The 20,807-nt window shown below is 64.1% G+C and carries 21 protein-coding genes and 1 pseudogene; all 22 read right to left on the bottom strand.

All coding sequences use genetic code 11. From position 1 onward, the window contains the following. Positions 1–741 (bottom strand): flagellar motor protein, encoded by a 741-nt coding sequence (locus tag GKC70_RS08510; protein ID WP_039578908.1) that lies wholly within the window; start codon positions 739–741, stop codon positions 1–3. After that, positions 741–1,868: a chemotaxis-specific protein-glutamate methyltransferase CheB gene (locus GKC70_RS08505; protein ID WP_029614965.1), complete on the bottom strand. Its 1,128-nt coding sequence runs from the start codon at positions 1,866–1,868 to the stop codon at positions 741–743. Before GKC70_RS08505 ends, GKC70_RS08510 begins: the two co-directional genes overlap by 1 nt. A gap of 45 nt (positions 1,869–1,913) precedes the next feature. Continuing rightward, on the bottom strand, positions 1,914–4,142 hold the full coding sequence (locus GKC70_RS08500; RefSeq protein WP_342651057.1) for a chemotaxis protein CheA: 2,229 nt from the start codon (positions 4,140–4,142) through the stop codon (positions 1,914–1,916). A gap of 12 nt (positions 4,143–4,154) precedes the next feature. After that, on the bottom strand, positions 4,155–4,943 hold the full coding sequence (locus GKC70_RS08495) for a protein phosphatase CheZ (RefSeq protein ID WP_029614960.1): 789 nt from the start codon (positions 4,941–4,943) through the stop codon (positions 4,155–4,157). An 18-nt stretch (positions 4,944–4,961) separates the two neighbouring features. Continuing rightward, complete coding sequence (locus GKC70_RS08490) at positions 4,962–5,336, bottom strand: chemotaxis response regulator CheY (RefSeq protein ID WP_162889548.1); 375 nt, start codon at positions 5,334–5,336, stop codon at positions 4,962–4,964. A gap of 104 nt (positions 5,337–5,440) precedes the next feature. Continuing rightward, positions 5,441–6,181, bottom strand: coding sequence for an RNA polymerase sigma factor FliA (gene fliA / locus GKC70_RS08485; protein WP_029614958.1), 741 nt, complete (start codon positions 6,179–6,181; stop codon positions 5,441–5,443). Then, positions 6,178–7,020, bottom strand: coding sequence for a MinD/ParA family protein (gene fleN, locus GKC70_RS08480; protein WP_205419329.1), 843 nt, complete (start codon positions 7,018–7,020; stop codon positions 6,178–6,180). Before fleN ends, fliA begins: the two co-directional genes overlap by 4 nt. A 67-nt stretch (positions 7,021–7,087) precedes the next feature. Beyond that, a complete protein-coding gene (flhF, locus tag GKC70_RS08475; RefSeq protein ID WP_039578918.1) occupies positions 7,088–8,398 on the bottom strand; it encodes a flagellar biosynthesis protein FlhF in 1,311 nt (436 codons plus the stop codon). A gap of 11 nt (positions 8,399–8,409) precedes the next feature. After that, on the bottom strand, positions 8,410–10,539 hold the full coding sequence (flhA, locus tag GKC70_RS08470) for a flagellar biosynthesis protein FlhA (protein WP_039578921.1): 2,130 nt from the start codon (positions 10,537–10,539) through the stop codon (positions 8,410–8,412). A 154-nt stretch (positions 10,540–10,693) separates the two neighbouring features. Continuing rightward, positions 10,694–11,836 (bottom strand): flagellar biosynthesis protein FlhB, encoded by a 1,143-nt coding sequence (flhB, locus tag GKC70_RS08465; RefSeq protein WP_039578922.1) that lies wholly within the window; start codon positions 11,834–11,836, stop codon positions 10,694–10,696. 2 nt (positions 11,837–11,838) lie between these two features. Further along, a complete protein-coding gene (gene fliR / locus GKC70_RS08460; protein WP_039578925.1) occupies positions 11,839–12,615 on the bottom strand; it encodes a flagellar biosynthetic protein FliR in 777 nt (258 codons plus the stop codon). 7 nt (positions 12,616–12,622) lie between these two features. Beyond that, positions 12,623–12,892: a flagellar biosynthesis protein FliQ gene (gene fliQ, locus GKC70_RS08455; protein ID WP_029612405.1), complete on the bottom strand. Its 270-nt coding sequence runs from the start codon at positions 12,890–12,892 to the stop codon at positions 12,623–12,625. Positions 12,893–12,913: 21 nt separating this feature from the next. Next, entirely contained in the window at positions 12,914–13,669 is a 756-nt protein-coding gene (fliP, locus tag GKC70_RS08450; RefSeq protein ID WP_039578927.1) for a flagellar type III secretion system pore protein FliP, read from the bottom strand. Then, positions 13,666–14,118, bottom strand: a complete 453-nt coding sequence (fliO, locus tag GKC70_RS08445; RefSeq protein ID WP_342651484.1) for a flagellar biosynthetic protein FliO — start codon at positions 14,116–14,118, stop codon at positions 13,666–13,668. The genes fliP and fliO overlap by 4 nt, the downstream gene beginning before the upstream one ends. Positions 14,119–14,130: 12 nt before the next feature. Next, positions 14,131–14,598 carry a flagellar motor switch protein FliN gene (fliN, locus tag GKC70_RS08440; protein WP_039578932.1) on the bottom strand — a complete coding sequence of 156 codons (468 nt, stop codon included), beginning with the start codon at positions 14,596–14,598 and terminating at the stop codon, positions 14,131–14,133. Between the two features lie 45 nt (positions 14,599–14,643). Further along, a pseudogene (gene fliM, locus GKC70_RS08435) lies at positions 14,644–15,611 on the bottom strand (flagellar motor switch protein FliM). Between the two features lie 10 nt (positions 15,612–15,621). Beyond that, complete coding sequence (gene fliL, locus GKC70_RS08430; RefSeq protein WP_342651056.1) at positions 15,622–16,119, bottom strand: flagellar basal body-associated protein FliL; 498 nt, start codon at positions 16,117–16,119, stop codon at positions 15,622–15,624. A 116-nt stretch (positions 16,120–16,235) separates the two neighbouring features. Beyond that, on the bottom strand, positions 16,236–17,636 hold the full coding sequence (locus GKC70_RS08425) for a flagellar hook-length control protein FliK (RefSeq protein WP_342651055.1): 1,401 nt from the start codon (positions 17,634–17,636) through the stop codon (positions 16,236–16,238). A gap of 73 nt (positions 17,637–17,709) precedes the next feature. Further along, positions 17,710–18,057, bottom strand: a complete 348-nt coding sequence (locus tag GKC70_RS08420) for an Hpt domain-containing protein (RefSeq protein ID WP_295482319.1) — start codon at positions 18,055–18,057, stop codon at positions 17,710–17,712. Between the two features lie 50 nt (positions 18,058–18,107). Then, positions 18,108–19,799: a fused response regulator/phosphatase gene (locus tag GKC70_RS08415; RefSeq protein WP_342651054.1), complete on the bottom strand. Its 1,692-nt coding sequence runs from the start codon at positions 19,797–19,799 to the stop codon at positions 18,108–18,110. A gap of 8 nt (positions 19,800–19,807) precedes the next feature. After that, positions 19,808–20,107, bottom strand: coding sequence for an STAS domain-containing protein (locus tag GKC70_RS08410; protein ID WP_342651053.1), 300 nt, complete (start codon positions 20,105–20,107; stop codon positions 19,808–19,810). Between the two features lie 246 nt (positions 20,108–20,353). Then, entirely contained in the window at positions 20,354–20,806 is a 453-nt protein-coding gene (gene fliJ, locus GKC70_RS08405; protein WP_039578945.1) for a flagellar export protein FliJ, read from the bottom strand. Position 20,807: the final 1 nt, after the last annotated feature.

Genomic DNA, 20,807 nt, shown 5'->3' with positions numbered 1-20,807 from the left:
CTACTCCATGAAGCCTTGCAGCTTGAGCTCGATGGAACGCGGGTTCTCGCCTTCGGCGATCGACAGCAGCCCCTCCAGCAGCATCTCGCGGTAGCGCGACTGGCGCAGGACGATGGCCTTGAGCTTGTTAGCCACCGGCAGCAGCACCAGGTTGGCGCTGGCCACGCCGTAGATGGTGGCGACGAAGGCCACGGCGATGCCATTGCCCAGTTGCGACGGATCGGCCAGGTTGCCCATCACGTGGATCAGGCCCATGACCGCACCGATGATGCCGATGGTCGGCGCATAGCCGCCCATGCTTTCGAAGACCTTGGCGGCCTGGATATCGCGGCTTTCCTGGGTCAGAAAATCCACCTCCAGAATGCTGCGGATCGACTCCGGTTCGGCGCCATCGACCAGCAACTGCAAGCCTTTGCGGGCATAGGGGTCAGGTTCGGCATCGGCCACGCCTTCCAGGCCCAGCAGGCCTTCCTTGCGCGCGGTCAGGCTCCAGTTGACCACCCGGTCGATGCCACCGGCCAGGTCCACGCGCGGTGGAAACAGGATCCAGCGCAGAATCTGCAGCGCACGCTTGAACGCCGACAGCGGCGACTGCAGCAGCGCTGCGGCCAGGGTACCGCCCAGCACGATCAGCCCGGCAGGTCCGTTGAGCAAGGCACCGACATGGCCACCTTCAAGGAAATTGCCGCCGACGATGGCGACGAACGCCAGGATCAGGCCGATGAGACTGAGCACGTCCATCAGACGCAGGCCTCGACCAGGTGGCGCCCGATGTCGTCCAGGCTGTACACCGCATCGGCCAGGTTGGCCTTGACGATGGCCATGGGCATGCCATAGATCACGCAACTGGCCTCGTCCTGGGCCCATACGGTGCTGCCGCCCTGCTTGAGCAGGCGCGCCCCTTCGCGGCCATCGGCGCCCATGCCGGTGAGCACCACCGAGAGCACCTTGTCGCCGTAGGTCTTGGCTGCCGAACCGAAGGTGATGTCCACACACGGCTTGTAGTTCAGGCGCTCGTCGCCAGGCAGGATTTTCACCGTGCCACGGCCATCGACCATCATCTGTTTGCCACCGGGCGCCAGCAGCGCCAGGCCCGGACGCAGCACGTCACCGTCCTCGGCTTCCTTGACGCTGATCTTGCACAGCTTGTCGAGACGCTCGGCGAAGGCCTTGGTGAAGGCGGCAGGCATGTGCTGGATCAGCACGATCGGTGCCGGGAAGCTGGCCGGCAGTTGCGTCAGCACCCGTTGCAGGGCCACCGGGCCGCCGGTGGAGGTGCCGATGGCGACCAGCTTGTAGGGTTTGCGCTTGGGCGCCGGCGAGTGGCTGGCTGCCGGCGCGCTCGGGCGTGTCGGGGCGGCACTGCGAACGGGCGCAGGGCTGCTGGCGACGCTGCTCGACGCTGCGCTGCTGCTCGGCGCGCTGGTCGCCGGGCTGGGCGTCGGGCTGGAGAAGCTGCTGAAACGGCGGTTACTGCGCGAAATGGTATGCACCTTCTCGCACAGCATCTGCTTGACCTTGTCGGGGTTGCGCGAGATGTCCTCGAAGTTTTTCGGCAGGTAGTCCACGGCGCCAGCGTCCAGCGCATCGAGGGTCACGCGCGCGCCTTCGTGGGTCAGCGAAGAGAACATCAGGACCGGGGTCGGACAGCGCTGCATGATATGACGCACGGCCGTGATGCCATCCATCATCGGCATCTCGTAGTCCATGGTGATCACATCGGGCTTGAGTGCCAGCGCCTGGTCGATCGCTTCCTTGCCGTTGGTCGCGGTACCCACGACCTGGATGGTCGGGTCCGCCGAGAGGATTTCAGAGACACGGCGGCGGAAGAAACCGGAATCATCCACCACCAGGACCTTGACTGCCATAAACACTCCATTAGACGGCGCAACCGCCAGGTCGCGCCGCCGAAATCAAATACGCCGGGCGGCGTAACGCTTGAGCATGCTCGGAACGTCGAGGATCAGCGCGATACGACCGTCGCCAGTGATGGTGGCGCCGGACATGCCCGGAGTGCCCTGGAGCATCTTGCCCAATGGCTTGATCACCACCTCCTCCTGGCCCACCAACTGGTCGACCACGAAGCCGATGCGCTGGGTGCCGACCGACAGGATCACCACGTGCCCTTCGAGTTGCTCCTCATGTTGCTGGTCCTGGACCAGCCAACGCTTGAGGTAGAACAACGGCAGCGCCTTGTCGCGCACGATCACCACTTCCTGGCCATCGACCACGTTGGTGCGCGACAGGTCCAGGTGGAAGATCTCGTTGACGTTGACCAGCGGGAAGGCGAAGGCCTGGTTGGCCAGCATCACCATCAGCGTCGGCATGATCGCCAGGGTCAGCGGCACCTTGATCACGATCTTCGAGCCCTGGCCCTTGGCCGAGAAGATGTTGATCGAGCCGTTGAGCTGGGAAATCTTGGTCTTGACCACGTCCATGCCGACACCGCGGCCAGACACGTCGGAGATCTCGGTCTTGGTCGAGAAGCCCGGGGCGAAGATCAGGTTGTAGCAGTCCGACTCGCTCAGGCGGTCGGCCGCGTCCTTGTCCATCAGGCCCTTTTCCACGGCCTTGGCGCGCAGCACGTTGGGGTCCATGCCCTTGCCATCGTCGGAGATCGACAAGAGGATATGGTCGCCCTCCTGCTCGGCCGACAGCACCACCCGACCGGTGCGCGCCTTGCCGGACGCCTCGCGCTCCTCGGGGGTCTCGACGCCGTGGTCGACGGCGTTGCGCACCAAGTGCACCAACGGGTCGGCGAGGGCCTCGACCAAGTTCTTGTCCAGGTCGGTCTCTTCGCCGACCAGCTCCAGGTTGATCTCTTTCTTGAGCTGGCGGGCGAGGTCGCGAACCAGGCGCGGGAAGCGGCCGAAGACTTTCTTGATCGGCTGCATGCGCGTCTTCATGACCGCGGTCTGCAGGTCGGCGGTGACCACGTCGAGGTTTGACACGGCCTTGGACATGGCCTCGTCGCCGCTGTTCAGGCCCAGGCGCACCAAGCGGTTACGCACCAGCACCAATTCGCCGACCATGTTCATGATCTCGTCCAGGCGTGCCGTGTCGACGCGCACCGTGGTTTCCGCTTCGCTGGCGCCATGCTTGTCCGCAGCCGGCGCCGCAGCGCGTGCCGGGGCGGCGCCGGCCGCTGCGGCGGGCTTGCCGGCAGCGGCCGGTGCAGGCTTGGCCACCGGCTTGCTTTCAGCCTTGGCCGCAGGCGTTGGTGCCACAGCTGTAGCAGCAGCAGGTGCCTCGGCAGCTACGGCATCACCGCTGAACTTGCCTTTGCCGTGCAACTGGTCCAGCAGCGCTTCGAATTCGTGGTCGGTGATGTGCTCGCCGGCAGGCTCGGCGGTGGGAGCGCCGGCGGCGGCTTCAGCCTTGGGCAGCCCATCGGCGGCGAAGGTACCCTTGCCGTGCAATTGGTCGAGCAGGGCCTCGAATTCGCTGTCGGTGATTTCGTCGCTGGCCGGCGATACTGCCGCAGGCGTTTCGCTCTCGGCCACGTCCGGCGAGAACTGGCCCTTGCCATGCAACTGATCGAGCAGCGACTCGAATTCGGCGTCGGTGATTTCGTCGGCGTTGCCGGAGGCCGCCTCGACCGGCGCCTGCTCGGCCGCTTCGGCCTGGGCCTTGACCGCATCCAGGGAGTCGAGCAACTGTTCGAACTCGGTATCGGTGATGTCTTCGCTGGCCGCTGGCGGTTCGACCGCCGCCGGCGCTTGGACCACGGCGGGCGCGGCGACGTCCTCGCCGGCAGGTTCGGCCAGGCGTGCCAGCGCTGCCAGCAGTTCCGGCGTCGCGGGGGTGATCTCGCTGCGCTCGCGGACCTGGCCGAACATGCTGTTGACCGTGTCCAGCGCTTCGAGCACCACATCCATCAACTCGGCGTCGACCCGACGCTCACCCTTGCGCAGGATGTCGAAGACGTTCTCGGCAATGTGGCAGCACTCCACCAGCTCGTTGAGCTGGAGGAAGCCGGCGCCCCCTTTTACAGTGTGAAAACCGCGAAATATGGCGTTGAGCAGGTCCGCATCATCGGGCCGGCTTTCCAGCTCGACCAGTTGCTCGGACAGTTGCTCGAGGATTTCGCCGGCTTCTACCAGGAAATCCTGAAGGATTTCTTCATCGGCGCCGAAGCTCATTAAACGTGCTCCCTAAAAACCCAGGCTGGATAGCAGATCGTCGACATCGTCCTGACCGGACACGACGTCTTCACGCTTATCGGCATGAATCTGCGGACCTTCACCCCGGGCTGGATGTTTTTCTTCATCTTTTTCAGCACGCAATTGATCGTGGTCATGTTCGATACCGGCAAAGCGGTCGACTTGACTGGCCATCAACACGAGTTTGAGCAGATTGCTTTCGACCTCGGCGACCAACGCGGTGACCCGCTTGATCACCTGCCCGGTCAGATCTTGGTAGTCCTGGGCGAGCAGAATGTCGTTGAGATGACCGGCCACCTTGCGGTTGCCTTCGGCGCTGTGCGTCAGGAAACCGTCGACGCGTTTGACCAACTCGCGAAACTCGGTCGCCGGCACTTCGCGACGCATGAAGCGCTGCCAATCGGCCGACAACGTCTGCGCCTCGGCCGACAGGTCGTTGAGCACGGGCGTGCTCTCCTCGACCAGGTCCATGGTGCGGTTGGCCGCGTTCTCGGTCAGGCGGACCACGTAGGACAGCCGTTCGGTGGCGTCGGTGATCTGCGACACTTCCTCGGCCTGCGGCATGCGCGGGTCGATCTGGAAGCTGACGATGGCGCTGTGCAGCTCACGGGTCAGTTTGCCGACCTCTTGATACAAGCCACGGTCTCGGGTCTGGTTGAGCTGATGGATCAGCTGCACCGCCTCGCCGAACTGGCCGCGCTCAAGGCTCTGCACCAGTTGTTCGGCATGCTTCTTCAGGGTCGACTCGAACTCCCCCAAAGAATCTTTTTTTGATTCCATAGCGCCCCCAGACATGCTTCAGCCGTTGACGCGTTCGAAGATCTTCTCGATCTTTTCTTTGAGCACCTGCGCGGTGAATGGCTTGACTACATAGCCGTTGACCCCGGCCTGAGCCGCTTCGATGATCTGCTCGCGCTTGGCCTCGGCCGTCACCATCAGCACGGGAATCCCCTTGAGCCGGTCGTGGGCGCGCACCTTGCGCAGCAGATCGATGCCGGACATGCCGGGCATGTTCCAGTCGGTCACCAGGAAGTCGTAGTGGCCACTTTCGAGCATCGGCAACGCCGTGACGCCGTCGTCGGCCTCTTCGGTGTTGGTGAAGCCCAGATCACGCAACAGGTTCTTGATGATCCGCCGCATCGTCGAGAAGTCGTCAACGATGAGGATTTTCATGTCTTTGTTCAATTAGACCTCCAAGCAGTCTTAAACGCGCTCGTCTCACAAGCGCGCGCTCAATCAATTCGGCACCACGGACAACGACTGCAGCGAATCGGGGCTCAGCGTGCCCGCCATTCTCCCAGGCGGCTGCGCAGACGCGCCGCGCACTGGCTGTGCAACTGGCTCACGCGCGATTCACTGACCCCCAGCACTTCCCCGATCTCCTTGAGGTTCAGTTCCTCGTCGTAGTACAGGGCCAGGACCAGACGCTCGCGCTCCGGCAGGTTGGCGATCGCATCGGTCAGCGCGGCCTGGAAGCGCTCGTCTTCCAGATCGCGCGACGGCTCGACCTGACCACTGACCCCATCCTCGTGCAGCCCCTCGTGTTCACCGTCCTGCAGCAGGTCGTCGAAACTGAACAGACGGCTGCCCAAGGTATCGTTCAGGATCCCGTAATAATCGTCGAGACCCAATTGGAGTTCGGCAGCAACCTCGTGATCTTTAGCGTCACGACCGGTTCTTGCTTCGACGCAGCGAATCGCGTCGCTGACCATACGCGTGTTGCGGTGCACCGAACGCGGCGCCCAATCGCCCTTGCGCACCTCATCGAGCATCGCACCGCGGATGCGAATACCGGCGTAGGTCTCGAAGCTCGCGCCCTTGCTGGCGTCGTATTTGTTGGCCACTTCCAGCAGACCGATCATGCCGGCCTGGATCAGGTCCTCAACCTGCACGTTGGCCGGCAGGCGCGCCAGCAGATGGTAGGCGATACGCTTGACCAGCGGCGCATAGCGCTCGACCAGCTCGTATTGGGCGTCCTTGGAGGCTTTGCTGTACATCTTGAAGCCGCTCGCGTTCATAGCACCGGTCCCGCGCTGGTGGGTTGCACCAGGCGCTCGACGAAGAATTCCAGGTGGCCGCGCGGGTTGGCCGGCAACGGCCAGCTGTCGACCTTCTGCGCGATGGCCTTGAACGCCAGGGCGCACTTGGAGCGCGGAAACGCCTCGTAGACCGCGCGCTGCTTCTGTACCGCCTTGCGCACGCATTCGTCGTAAGGCACGGCGCCGACGTACTGCAAGGCAACGTCGAGGAAACGGTCGGTGACCTTGGTCAGCTTGGCGAACAGGTTGCGCCCTTCCTGTGGGCTCTGCGCCATGTTGGCCAGGACGCGGAAGCGGTTCATGCCGTAATCGCGGTTGAGCAGCTTGATCAAGGCGTAGGCGTCGGTGATCGAGGTGGGCTCGTCGCACACCACCAGCAGCACTTCCTGGGCGGCGCGCACGAAGCTGACCACCGAGTCACCGATGCCCGCAGCGGTGTCGATCACCAGCACATCGAGGTTGTCGCCGATTTCGCTGAACGCCTGAATCAGCCCGGCATGCTGTGCCGGCGCCAGGTGCACCATGCTCTGGGTGCCGGAGGCTGCAGGCACGATGCGCACACCGCCCGGCCCCTGCAGGAGCACATCGCGCAGCTCGCAGCGCCCCTCGATGACGTCGGCCAGGGTGCGTTTGGGCGTGAGCCCCAGCAGCACATCGACGTTGGCCAGACCCAGGTCGGCGTCCAGCAACATGACCCGGCGGCCGAGCTCGGCCAGCGCCAGGGACAGGTTCACTGAAACGTTGGTCTTGCCGACGCCACCTTTGCCACCGGTGACGGCGATCACCTGTACGGGATGCATGCTACCCATGTCTGTTATTTACCTTGTCTCGCGTGGGACTTGCCCACTTGGAGGGTCGCTGTCGACTTCCGTGCGCCGTGCATCGTCAACCTACGCGCTTGTCGGGATTGTGGTAGAGATCAGCGAACATGTCGGCCATGGCCTCCTCGCTGGGATCTTCCTGCAACTGCACACTGACAGCGCGACTGACCAATTGGTGCCGGCGCGGCAGCTGCAGATCGTCAGGAATGCGCGGACCATCGGTGAGATAGGCCACGGGCAGTTCATGACTGATGGCCAGACTCAGCACTTCGCCAAGGCTGCCGGTTTCGTCGAGCTTGGTCAGGATGCACCCGGCCAGGCCACAGCGCTTGTAGCTGTGGTAGGCGGCGGTGAGCACCTGCTTCTGGCTGGTGGTGGCCAGTACCAGGTAGTTGCGCGCGGCGATGCCGCGCCCGGCCAGCGACTCGAGCTGCATGCGCAGGGCCGGGTCGCTGGCCTGCAGGCCGGCGGTATCGATCAGCACCACGCGCTTGCGCAGCAGCGGTTCTAGGGCTTGGGCCAGCGATTGGCCCGGGTCGACGTAGGTCACCGGCACGTTGAGGATGCGGCCCAGGGTCTTGAGCTGCTCCTGCGCACCGATGCGGTAGCTGTCCATGCTCACCAGCGCCAGGTTGTGCGCGCCGTACTTGAGCACGTAGCGCGCCGCCAGCTTGGCCAGGGTGGTGGTTTTGCCCATGCCGGCCGGACCGACCATGGCGATCACCCCACCCTCTTCCAGCGGCTCGACCTCCGGCACCTGGATCAGGCGCGCCAGATGCGCCAGGACCATGCGCCAGGCCTGGCGCGGCTCGTCGATTTCGCCGGCCAGTTGCAGCAGCTCGCGGGCGATCGGACCGGACAGGCCCAGGCGCTGCAAGCGGCGCCAGAGATTGGCCTGCTGGGGCTTGTTGCCCTGCAGTTGACCCCAGGCGAGCGAGCCGAGCTGCACTTCGAGCAACTCGCGCAGGCCCGAGAGCTCCGAGCGCATGGCGTCGAACACGCGGCGATCGACGCCCGACACGGCCGCAGCCGGCGCGGCAGCGGGCGCCTCGACGTGCGGCTCGACCAGCGGTTCGGAAGCGGTCAGCGAAAGGCCGGCGAACAGTTGACGATTGCCCGCCTCGACGTCGCCACGCCCGTCCAGTTCGGCCTGGGCGGTAGCGATGCGCGATTGGGTCTTGCGCAGCTCGTCTTCCAGCTCCAGGTTGGGCACGCGCGGGGCCAGGGCGGACAGCGTGTAGTCCAGCGCGGCCGTGAGCTCGACACCACCGGCAATGCGCCGGTTGCCGATGATCGCGGCATCGGCACCAAGCTCATCGCGGACCAGTTTCATGGCCTGACGCATGTCGGCGGCGAAAAAACGCTTAACTTGCATAACCCACTACCTCAGCCGTTAGGGCCCACGGTGGCAACGATGGTGACTTGCTTGTTGTCCGGTATTTCCTGGTAGGCCAGCACGTGCAGATTGGGCACGGCCAGACGACCGAATCTCGACAGCATGGCGCGGATGGGACCGGCCACCAGGAGAATGGCCGGCTGGCCCTGCATCTCCTGGCGCTGCGCCGCCTCGATGAGCGAACGCTGCAGCTTCTCGGCCATGCTCGGCTCCAGGAGAACACCGTCTTCCTGACCTTGCCCGGCCCGTTGCAGACTATTGAGCAAGATCTGTTCCAACCTGGGCTCCAAGGTGATCACAGGCAGCTCGGACTCAGTGCCTACAATGCTTTGCACGATGGCGCGGGACAAGCCGACCCGCACCGAAGCCACCAGCGCGGCGGTATCTTGACTCTTGGCCGCATTGTTGGCGATGGCTTCGGCAATGCTGCGGATGTCACGCACCGGCACCTGCTCGGAGAGCAGCGCCTGCAAGACCTTGAGCAGCCCCGACAAGGAAATGACGCCTGGCACCAGTTCCTCTGCAAGTTTGGGCGAGGCTTTGGCCAGCACTTGCAGCAACTGCTGGACCTCTTCGTGGCCGATCAACTCGTGGCAGTGCTTCTGCAGAATCTGGTTCAGGTGCGTGGCAACCACGGTACTGGCATCGACCACCGTATAACCCAACGACTGCGCCTGGGCGCGCTGGGCGACATCGATCCACACCGCCTCCAGGCCGAAGGCCGGGTCGCGCGCGGCGATGCCGTTGAGGCTGCCGAACACCTGACCGGGGTTGATGGCCAGCTCGCGGTCCGGATAGATCTCGGCCTCGGCCAGGATCACGCCCATCAGCGTGAGACGGTAGGCGCTGGGCTGCAGATCGAGGTTGTCGCGAATGTGCACGGTGGGCATGAGGAAGCCCAGGTCCTGGGACAGCTTCTTGCGCACGCCCTTGATCCGCGCCAGCAGTTGCCCGCCCTGGTTGCGGTCGACCAGGGGAATCAGCCGATAGCCGACCTCCAGGCCGATCATGTCGATCGGTGTGACGTCGTCCCAGCCCAACTCCTTGGTTTCCATCGCACGCTGCGGCGAAGGCAGCAGATCCTGCTGGCGCTGCGCTTCTTGCAGGGCCGTCTGCTTTGCCTTCTGCTGCTTCTTCCACACCAGGTAGGCGCCGCCGCCGGCCAGCAGGCCGAGGCTGAGGAAGGCGATGTGCGGCATGCCCGGCACCAGGCCCATGACCACCATCAAGCCGCCGGAGACGGCCAGCGCCTTGGGCGAGTCGAACATCTGCCGGTTGATCAGCTTGCCCATGTCCTCGGAGCCCGAGGCGCGGGTGACCATGATCGCGGCGGCGGTGGACAGCAGCAGCGACGGCAGCTGCGCCACCAAACCGTCACCGATGGTGAGCAGCGCGTAGACCTTGCCGGCATCGCTGAAGCTCATGCCGTGCTGGAGCATGCCGATGAGCATGCCGCCGATGAGGTTGATGAACAGGATCAGCAGGCCAGCGACGGCGTCGCCCCGGACGAATTTGCTGGCACCGTCCATCGAGCCGTAGAACTCGGCCTCCTGGGCCACTTCGGCACGACGCGCCTTGGCCTGGGCCTGGTCGATCAGGCCGGCGTTGAGGTCAGCGTCAATGGCCATCTGTTTGCCGGGCATGGCGTCCAGGGTGAAACGCGCGCTCACTTCCGAGATACGCCCGGCACCTTTGGTCACCACCACGAAGTTGATGATCATGAGGATGGCGAACACCACCGCACCGACCACGTAGTTGCCGCCGATCACCACTTCGCCGAACGCCTGGATCACCTTGCCCGCCGCGCCATGCCCTTCCTGGCCATGGAGCATCACCACGCGGGTGGAGGCCACGTTCAGCGCCAGACGCAGCAGCGTGGCCACCAGCAGGATGGTCGGGAAGGCGGCGAAGTCCAGCGGACGCAGGGCGTACACGCAGACCAGCAACACCACGATGGACAGGGCGATGTTGAAGGTGAAGAACACGTCGAGCAGGAACGGCGGGATGGGCAACATCATCATTGCCAGCATCACCAGCAGCAACAGCGGCACACCCAGGTTCCCCCGGCCGAGACCGGCCAGGTTGTTGCGGGCGTTGCTGAGTAACTGAGCGCGATCCACCGGGTATCCTCTTCGAGCAGAAACTTGACGCCTGGACAGCGCCTGGGCGGTGCTCTGCAAGAAGCTTTCCAACTTTGCCTGGGGTGCGATAGGGCATGGCCCCAGTGGGGGCGGCGGTTCGCCGCAGCGCCCTAGCGGTGACCGAGCGGGACGCTCAACTGTCGCGGCGAAGATCTGGCGGAATCGGCAGGTCCTTGTTCAGCGGATCCGGGGCCTTGCCGCGTCCCGAGCGGTACTGGCGAATCTGGAAGACATAGGCCAACACCTGCGCCACGGCCAGGTACAGGCCCGCCGGAATCTCGTTTTCCAGCTCGGTGGAGTAGTAGATCGCCCGCGCCAGCTCGGGCGACTCGAGGATCTGCACCTTGTGCTCCTGACCGATCTCGCGAATCTTCAAGGCCAGGAAATCCGTGCCTTTGGCCAGCAGCAGCGGCGCCGAACCACCCTTTTCCGGGTCGTACTTCAGGGCCACGGCATAGTGGGTCGGGTTGGTGATGATGACGTCGGCTTCCGGCACCGCCGCCATCATGCGCCGCTGAGAAGCCTCGCGCTGCAACTGACGAATACGCTGCTTGACCTCGGGCTTGCCCTCCATGTCCTTGTACTCATCGCGCACCTCCTGCTTGGTCATCTTCAGCTTCTTGTGAGTCTGCCAAAGCTGGAACGGCACATCCGCCAGGGCGATCAGCAGCAACCCCGACGCCATCCACAACGCGCTCCACCCGACCACCTGGACGCTGTGAATGATCGCCTGCTCAAGCGGCTCCTTGGCGATCGCCAGCAATGCCTCGCGGTCGTTGGTCAACACCACCAGCGCGACCACCAACACCAGGCAGAACTTGGCCAGCGCCTTGAACAGTTCGGTCAGCGAATTGAGCGAGAACATGCGCTTGATTCCCGACAACGGGTTCATGCGGCTGAACTTGGGCTGCAACAGCGAACCGGAAAAGATGAAGCCCCCCAGCACGACGGGCATCACCAGCGACAGCACGAACAGCAGCACCAGCACCGGCTGAGTGGCCCAAATGGCCATCTTGCCCGAGGCCATGAGGAACGCGCCCATCGAGCGCTCGTCCACCAGCACTTCGCGCGACAGGGTGAAGTTCATGCGCATCAGGGTCATCAGCGTCTCGGCCAGATAGCCGCCGAAGGCCAGCAAGGCACCGGCGCCGCCAAGGGTGATGGCGAAGGTGTTGAGCTCCTTGGAACGCGCGATCTCGCCCTTTTCGCGGGAATCGCGCTTGCGTTTGTCGGTGGGTTCCTCGGTCTTGTCCTGACCGCTCTCGCTCTCGGCCATGCTCAGCGCACCCGTGCCAGCTCACGCAGCCACTGCAAGGCCTCGCTGGCCAGCTGCTGATAGTGGGAAAGGATATCGGCAAGCCCGACCCAGAACACGCCGAGCCCCAGCACCAGGGTCAGCGGAAAACCGATGGAGAAGATATTGAGTTGCGGCGCCGCGCGGGTCATCACGCCGAAGGCGATGTTGACCACCAGCAGCGCGGTGATCACCGGCAGGATCAACACCACCCCCGCACCCAGCACCCACCCCAGGCGACCGGCGATATCCCAGAAGTGCTCGACCACCAGCGCGTTGCCGATCGGCAAGGTGGTGAAGCTCTCGGTGAGCACCTCAATGACCACCAGGTGGCCGTTCATCAACAGGAACAGCACGCTCACCAGCATGGTCAGGAACTGGCCGACCACCGCCACGTTGACGCCGTTGGCGGGGTCGATCATCGAGGCCATGGCCATACCCATCTGAATCGCCACGATCTGGCCGGCGATGACGAAGGCCTGGAACAGCATCTGCAACGAAAAGCCGAACAGTGCGCCGACGATGATCTGCTCGGCGCACAGCAGCACGCCACGCAGGCTCAGAGGCTCGAATTCGGGCATCGGCGGCAGGCCGGGCACGATCACCACGGTGATCGCCAGCGCCGCGTACAGACGGATGCGCGCAGGCAGCATGCGGGTACCGAACACGGGCATGGTCATCAGCACCGCGGTGACCCGAAACAGCGGCAGGATGAAGGTGGCGACCCAGGTGCCGATCTGCGCAGCGGTCAGCTCGAGCATGCGCCGCTCACCCGATCAACTGCGGAATGCCGCTGTACAGGCCGGTCATGTACTCCATGAACTTCTGCACCAGCCACGGCCCGACCACGATCAGGGTGACCAGCATCACCAGCAGGCGCGGCAGGAAGCTCAGGGTCTGTTCGTTGATCTGCGTGGCGGCCTGGAAGATCGCCACCACCAGACCGACCAGCAAGCTGGGCACCACCAGCACGGCCACCATCATGGCGGTCAGCCAGAGTGCCTCGCGAAACAGGTCGACTGCGATTTCCGGGGTCATGCGACACCTCCTGGAGCGGGCTCAGACACCGCCGAAACTGCCGGCCAGCGTACCCATGATCAACGCCCAGCCATCGACCAGGACGAACAGCATGATCTTGAACGGCAGCGAAATGATCAACGGCGAGAGCATCATCATGCCCATCGCCATCAGCACACTGGCGACCACCATGTCGATGATCAGAAACGGGATGAAGATCATGAAGCCGATCTGGAACGCGGTCTTGAGCTCCGAGGTGACGAACGCCGGGACCAGAATGGTCAGCGGCGCCTGGTCGGGGCTGGCGATGTCGGTGCGCTTGGACAGGCGCATGAACAGGTCCAGGTCACTCTGCCGGGTCTGCGCCAGCATGAAGTCCTTCAGCGGGCCTTGGGCCTTGTCGATCGCCTGCTGGGCGGTCATCTGCTCGTTCAGGTAGGGCTGCAGGGCATCGCGGTTCACCCGGTCGAACACCGGCGCCATGATGAACATCGTCAGGAACAGCGCCATGCCGGTCAGCAACTGGTTCGAGGGCGTCTGCTGCAGGCCCAGGGCCTGACGCAGGATGGAGAAGACGATGATGATGCGGGTGAAGCTGGTCATCAGAATGACGAACGCTGGAATGAAGCTCAGCGCCGTCATGATCAGCAAAATCTGCAGGCTGACCGAATATTCCTGTTGGCCGTTCGGCCCGTTGCTCAAGGTGATGGCCGGGATCGACAACGGATCGGCGGCCAAGGCCAGCGGCGCGGCCAGCAGCAGCGCCAGGGTCAGGATCGTGCGCAACGCGCGGTTCATCGGCGGTTGTCCTTGTCGTGCTTGCCATCCTTGCCCATCAATTCGAGCAGGCGCTGGGCAAATTCCGGCGCGGCCTGGCGCGCGCTGTCCGGCACCGGCACGGGTTCGGCCAGCACATGCAAGGCTTCGATGCTGCCAGGGCTGTGACCGATGAGAATCTGCTCCTTGCCCACCTGCACCAGCACCAGCCGATCCCGCGGCCCCAGGGCTCGGCTGCCGAGGATCTCGATGACCTGGCCGCCACGCGGTTGCGCCAGTTGCATGCGCCGCAGCAACCAGGCCAGCAGGAAGATCACCCCGACCACCAACAGCAGGCCCAGGACCATCTGCGCCAGTTGTCCGCTCAGACTGTCAGGCGCGGGGGCCGCGGCGGGCGCCGGCGCGACGGCAGCGCTGGCTAGCACCGCCTCGCTGGCGAGCAGGGCCGCGCAGGCGCCCAGGGCGCGCATCATGGCCTTCACTCAGCGCAGCTTCTTGATGCGTTCGCTTGGGCTGATCACGTCGGTCAGGCGGATGCCGAACTTCTCGTTGACCACCACCACCTCGCCGTGCGCGATCAGGGTACCGTTGACCAGTACGTCGAGCGGCTCACCGGCCAGGCGGTCGAGCTCGATCACCGAGCCCTGGTTCAGTTGCAACAGGTTGCGGATGCTGATTTCCGTGGCGCCCACTTCCATCGAGATGCTCACCGGAATGTCCAGGATCACATCCAGGTTCGGGCCTTCGAGGCTGACGTTCTCGTTCGGCCGTGGCGAGCTGGCGAACTCTTCCATCGGCAAGCGACCGGGGCCGGAGGCGCGTCCGGCATCGGCGGCCAGCAGCGCGTCGATGTCAGCCTGGCCGGCATCGCCGGTCTCTTCCAGGGCCGCGGCCCACTCATCGGCCAGGGCCTGTTCCTCCGGGGAGGTGATTTCGTTTTCGTTAGCCATAAAGTCCTCGACAAGCTTTCAATGCGTTGTACGATCGCGCCGCCGTCAGCGGCGCTCGATCGGATCGATGATCTGCAGCGACAGGGTGCCCTTGTGCGAGCCCAGCCGGGCCTTGAACGACGGCACACCATTGGCACGCAGCACCAGGTGTTCAGGCAGCTCCACCGGGATCACGTCGCCGGGCTGCATGTGCAGGATGTCGCGCAGCTTGAGCTGGCGACGGGCGACGGTGGCCGAGAGCGGCACGCTGACGTCCAGTACGTCTTCGCGCAGGGCCTTGACCCAGCGCTCGTCCTGGTCGTCGAGGTCGGACTGGAAGCCCGCGTCGAGCATCTCGCGCACCGGTTCGATCATCGAATAGGGCATGGTCACGTGCAGGTCGCCGCCACCGCCATCGAGCTCGATATGGAACGTCGACACCACCACCGCCTCGCTGGGCCCGACGATGTTGGCCATGGCGGGGTTGACTTCGGAGTTCATGTACTCGAAGTTCACCGGCATAATGGCCTGCCAGGCTTCCTTGAGGTCGACGAAGCACTGGTCCAGCACCATGCGCACCACGCGCAGTTCGGTGGGGGTGAATTCACGGCCTTCGATCTTGGCGTGGCGGCCGTCGCCGCCGAAGAAGTTGTCCACCAGCTTGAACACCAGCTTGGCGTCGAGGATGAACAGCGCCGTGCCACGCAGCGGCTTGATCTTGACCAGGTTGAGGCTGGTGGGCACGTACAGCGAATGCACGTACTCACCGAACTTCATCACCTGCACGCCCCCACGGCCACATCGGCCGAGCGGCGCAGCAGGTTGAACATGCTGATACGGGTGTAGCGGGCAAAGCGTTCGTTGATCATTTCCAGGGTCGGCATGCGACCGCGAACGATCCGATCCTGACTGGTCAGGTCGTAGCTCTTGACGCTGCCAGGCTCGGCTGCGCTCTCGGTCTGTACCAGCCCATCGTCGACGCCATGCAACAGGGCATCGATCTCATCCTGGGACAGCAGGTCCTGCACGGCCATCGGTCGGCTCCTACTGCAATACGAAATTGGTGAACAGCAACTGGTCGATGACCGGCTTGCCGACTTCCTTCTGCGCCACTTCCTGGACCACCGCAGTGGCCTTCTGGCGCAACATTTCCTCGCCCACGGCGCTGCTGGCCAGGCTGTCGAAGCCCTGACCGGAGAACATCATCACCAGGTTGTTGCGTATCACCGGCATGTGCACCTTGAGGGCATCGAGGTCGGCCTGGTTGCGGCCCTGCATGGTGATGCTGACCTGCATGTAGCGCTGCCGGCCGTTCTGGTTGAAATTGACCACGAAGGCCGGTGCCAGCGGCTCGTAGATTGCGGGGGGCTTGACGTTGGCCTGCGCAGGGTCCGCCGCCGGTGCGGGTTCGCTCTTGTGCATGACGAACCAGGTGGCGCCCACCGACAGGCCAACGGCCATCAGCAAGGCCAGTACCACCAACAGGATCAGCTTGAGTTTGCCTTTAGTGGCGGGGTCTTTGACTGCGTCGCTCTTCGCCATGCCAATAATCCGTCGTCCATCGTGGTTTCAAGAAAGGATGACGAGGCTTGAGCAAGTGTTATGCCAGATCTGTCGGACTGTCTGCAGACGCGGCTCGGGCCGCGCCTGCAGGAACGTCAGGCGTAATAGTCGACCGCACTGTCGCCGATCACCACCTGCTGCTCGGCAGGCCGAGTGGCGTCGCCCGGCTCGGCGTTGTCGCCGCCCTCCCCGGCCCGCCGCGCCGCGACACCGGAGAAGTTCGAGCTCCCTTGCTGCGCCTGCTGTTGCTGCTGGCGTGACTGATCGGCAACGTTGACGTCAGGTTGGGCCAGGCCCTGCTGGGCAAATAGCTCGCGCAGGCGGTGCAATTGGCTGTCGAGGGTATCGCGCACCCCGGCGTGGCCACTGATGAAGGTGATCTGGGTGGCTTGGTCCGCCGCCACGTTGACGCGGATGTCCAGGCGACCGAGCTCGGCCGGCTCAAGCTGGATATCGGCGGACTTGAGGTTCTGACTCGACAAGTACATGACCCGGTTGACCAGCCCCTCGCTCCAGGCCCCCTGGTTCATGACCAGGGGCTGCTGCAGCGGGTTGCTCGGGGCCACCGCGTTGGCAGTCTTTGGCGTGACGGCCTGGGTCAGGTTGGCCAGACGGTTGGCGAAGTCATCGACACGGGTGTCGCCGTCGGCTTTCTTGACGTCCTTCAGACCCGTCGAAAGCAGGTCCGAGAAACCCTTCTCGCCATGCTGGGTTTGACCGCGCGGCGACTCACCCTCGGCTTCCACCAGCAGATTCGCCAAGGTATTGACAGTGCCCGATGCACTGGCGTCCTGTCCTGGAGTCTTTTCGTTTTGGGACGAGGCATGCGTAGAGGTCGTGCCTTTTGCCTGGGCACTCTGTTCGAGGGCCAAGCGTAAGGTCGGCATGTTCGCCAAGGGGTCGGCTTCGGGATCGAAGTCGCCCTCTCCCGGTTTTTCCTCTGTGCCAGGCGCCGCCGCTGCCTGGACGGTAGCCGCAGGAGGCTGGACCGCCGCCTGAAGCACCGGCGCGACCGCCTCGGCCTGGGCCTGGATCAACTGCGCCCCAGTCTGGGCGTCGGTGACCTGCCCCGCCACCAAATTGGCGTCGACCGACCCAGGTTCGACGGGGCGTTCTTCAGCGTTGCCGGCCGAAGTCCGCTCATCGTCTTTGGCAGGCGCTGACGGGCCGTCGCGGTCCTGGGCCTTTTGCTCGGTGCGCGCAGGGGCCTGGTCGCGAGCCGCTGGCAAGGGCTTGCCATTGACGGCAAGCGCTGCGGGCTTGTCATTGCCGCCTTTGCCGCCGGGTGCAAAATCGGCTTTGGTCTTCGGTGCCGCTTGGACCGGCTTGTCGGCGCGCATCGCGGGCTGGTTGCGCTGCTGACGGGCCATCAGTTGGTCGAAGCCGCCGCCCTGCAAACCCGGCGCCTGCATAGGTTTTTCCAGCACTGCCGTGCTTGGCCGCGAGGCAGGACTGGCGTGGCCGGGTTGCAGCAAGGGGTTGGATGCGACAGGCATTGAAACTCTCCACGCCAGGGCAGCGAAAGGGGTGACTGGTCATGGATAAGCAAAACTCGCGCCAACCTCGTCTTCAACCTGCGGCAATCCGTTCGCGCTCGCCCCGATAGAACCGCTGGACCTCGACGAATTCCAGATCGATGCGGTTGATCAGGTCTTCGATGCCATACAACGGTTGCTGCCTCACGCGCTCTTCGAGCTGCTGGCAGAGCTGGGCCAGACCCACCGCACCCATGTTGCTGCTGCTGCCCTTGAAGCTATGTGCCGCCATGCCCAGCGTCTGCGCGTCCTTGGCCAGATGCAATTGACTCAGGCGCCGTTCGGAGTCTTCCAGAAAGGTCTCGAGCAGTTGCAGGTAGCCATCTTCCATGACCTCCCGCAGGTCGCTCAGCACCTTGTAGTCGATATGTTCGTGTGTCACTTGCTCGCTCCTTGATCAAGCCTGCCTGCGCCCGGATTCAACCCGTCACTTTACCAACCGAATTCGACCCGTGCCCGCCGTCCGTCGTCGAGCCACTGCGCACGTACGCCCAAGCGTCTGACCAGGTGCAGGCCGCGACCGCTGAGGCTTTGATGCGCCGCAGAATGGGCCAGTACGTCGTCGATATCAAAACCCGTGCCACTGTCACTGACCTCAAGCGTCAGACGCCCACCGTCGGCGATGGGTTCAACCTTCAACTCGATGCGCACGAACCCTTCGCGCAAACTGGCCAAACGCCGATCACGTTCGCGGTAGTACTCGGCAAAGCCTTGCGCATCGGTTTTCTGGCGCGAATCGAGACCGAGCACGCCATGCTCCAGGGCATTGGTATACAGCTCGCCCAACACGCTGTGCAACACCCCGCTGCTGGCGCGCAGGCCGTCGATCTCCTGCAGCAATTGCAGCAGATAGGGCAGTGGGTCGAAGCGCTTGAGGCTGTCGGCGTGCAGCACCAGCGACAAGGACCAGTCCAGCGCACTGCTGCGGTGGTTGTCGAGGGTTCGCGGCTCGAGCGGCAGGCGTTCGTCGCGCGCAAGCATGGCGATGTCGCACAGGCTGATGTCGTCACGCGGCCGCCCACCGAAACGCGCCAACGCCTGCATCACCTCGTCGAACAACTGCCGCGGCTCACGGTTGGCCTTCAGCACCTCGCTCAAGCGCTCGACGCCGAACAGCCGGTCCTGGGCATCGCCCGTCTCGATCACGCCATCGGAGAGCAACAGCAAACGCTCACCCAAGGCCATGGGCATGACCACAGTGGTGTCATCGAACTGTTCAGGCGCGAGGATGCCAAGCGGCAGATGCCGGGACGGCAATGTCGCCAGGACCTGCCCACCCGCCGTCAGGTGATAGGCATCGGGCATGCCCCCGTTCCAGACCTCCAGCGTGCCGCGCTCCAGGCCAAGTCCCACCAGCAAGGCACAGCAGAACATGTCCACCGGCAAGATGCGTTTGAGCTTGGCGTTCATCTCGCGCAGCATCTGCGCCAGGCCGTAGCCCTTGGCAGTCATGCCATGGAAAATCTCGGCCAGCGGCATGGCGCCCACGGCTGCCGGCAGACCGTGGCCGGTGAAGTCGCCGAGCAGTACGTACAGGTCACCCGAAGGTGTGCGCGCCGCCATCAGCAGATCGCCGTTGAACAGCGCGTAGGGCGATTGCAGGTAACGGATAGTGTCGCTGTGCAGGCAGCCGGCATGGGCGACCTTGTCGAACAGCGCCTTGGCCACGCGCTGTTCGTTGAGCAGGTGATGGTGGTGCCTGGCCAATTCGTCGCGCTGCTGCAGCACCGTCGCCTGCAGGCGCCGCTGACGGTCCAGGGCATTGATCTTGGCCGCCAGGATCACCGCGCTGTAGGGCTTGGCCATGAAATCGTCGCCACCGGCCTGCAGGCAGCGCACCAGCGCCTGCTCTTCGTTGAGCGAGGTGAGGAAGATGATCGGCACGAAGTGCTCGCCCGCCTGGGCCTTGATCCGGCGCGCCGCCTCGAAGCCATCCATCACCGGCATCAGGGCGTCGAGCAACACCAGGTCTGGGCGCTGCTCGATGAACAGGGCAAGCGCCTGCTCGCCATGCTCGGCGGTGATGACCTCATGGCCCTGACGGCGCACGATCTGCGCCAGCAGCAGACGATCGGTGGCACCGTCCTCGGCGATCAGCACGCGCAAGCGCGGGGACACCGACATGACCGGCCTCAGTGAATCTCGAACAGGCTGATGAAATTGGAAATGGCAAAGATCTTGCGCACGTCAGGGCTGGTGTTGATCACCCTGATGCGCGCGTGGTCGCCACCGACATGGTCACGCAGCAACAGCAGCATGCCCAGGGCCGAGCTGTCCAGATACGTGGCGTCCTTGAGGTCGATGACGACGCGCTTGGCCGGTTGGCGCTCGTAGGCTTCACGGAAGGCCTGGTGCTGGCCGAAATCGAAACGGCCCTTGATCGTGATCGTCAGCTGTTCTTCGTCCGCTGAATAAACAGATTCGACTGCCATGCGCGATTCCTTCGTTGATGGCGGGGAGTGAGGAAGGTGTAGCAGGCCGCTAGTTGCGCCGCAAGCGCAAGTCCTAGGCTTTGTCTGAAAAGCCTTGATACTCGGTGATGCTGCGTTGAAAACCGCCTGGATCGCCAGCCCGGTCGGAATGCTCATTTACAACCTGTAAAGTCGAGCGCGACTCCGACCGTTCCTCGGCGGTTTTCGCCTTGCCTGACCTTCGTCTCAAGACTTTTCAAACAAAGCCTAGAAAGGGCTCTGCCGGGGCAAGCGCTGCGACAACTCGTCGAGCAGCTTCTGCTCGCGCTTGTCTTCGGCGCGGCGCGCTTCGTCGAGGTAGCGCTGCACCAGTTTGCGCAGGCCCTCGACCCGCGCATAGGCTTGTTGCCAAGCATCGCGGGCGTTGCGCAGGTTGTTCTGGTGCCAGGTCAGGCTCTGGCGCTGCTGGGTCATGGCGGTTTCCAACTGGCCTAGGAAACGCTGGTAGTTCACCAGCCAGTTGCCGTCCACACCCTGGCTGCCGCGGTTGATCCACTGCTGTTGGTAGTCTTCGCGAAAGCGCTCCAGCTCGGCGAGCTTGGCCTGGGCCTGGGCCACCTGCTGCTGGAACTGGCCCATGCGCTGCACGGCCTTGCGCTCGGCCTCCTCGGCCATTTGCACCACAGGCGCAAGACGCGCGGCACGACTGGGCAGGGCCATG

It is taken from the genome of Pseudomonas sp. REB1044, from assembly GCF_038813925.1.
Lineage (GTDB): Bacteria > Pseudomonadota > Gammaproteobacteria > Pseudomonadales > Pseudomonadaceae > Aquipseudomonas > Aquipseudomonas boreofloridensis.
The sequence above is the reverse complement of the archived record's forward strand: the minus strand, read 5'-3'. Positions and strand labels throughout refer to the sequence as shown.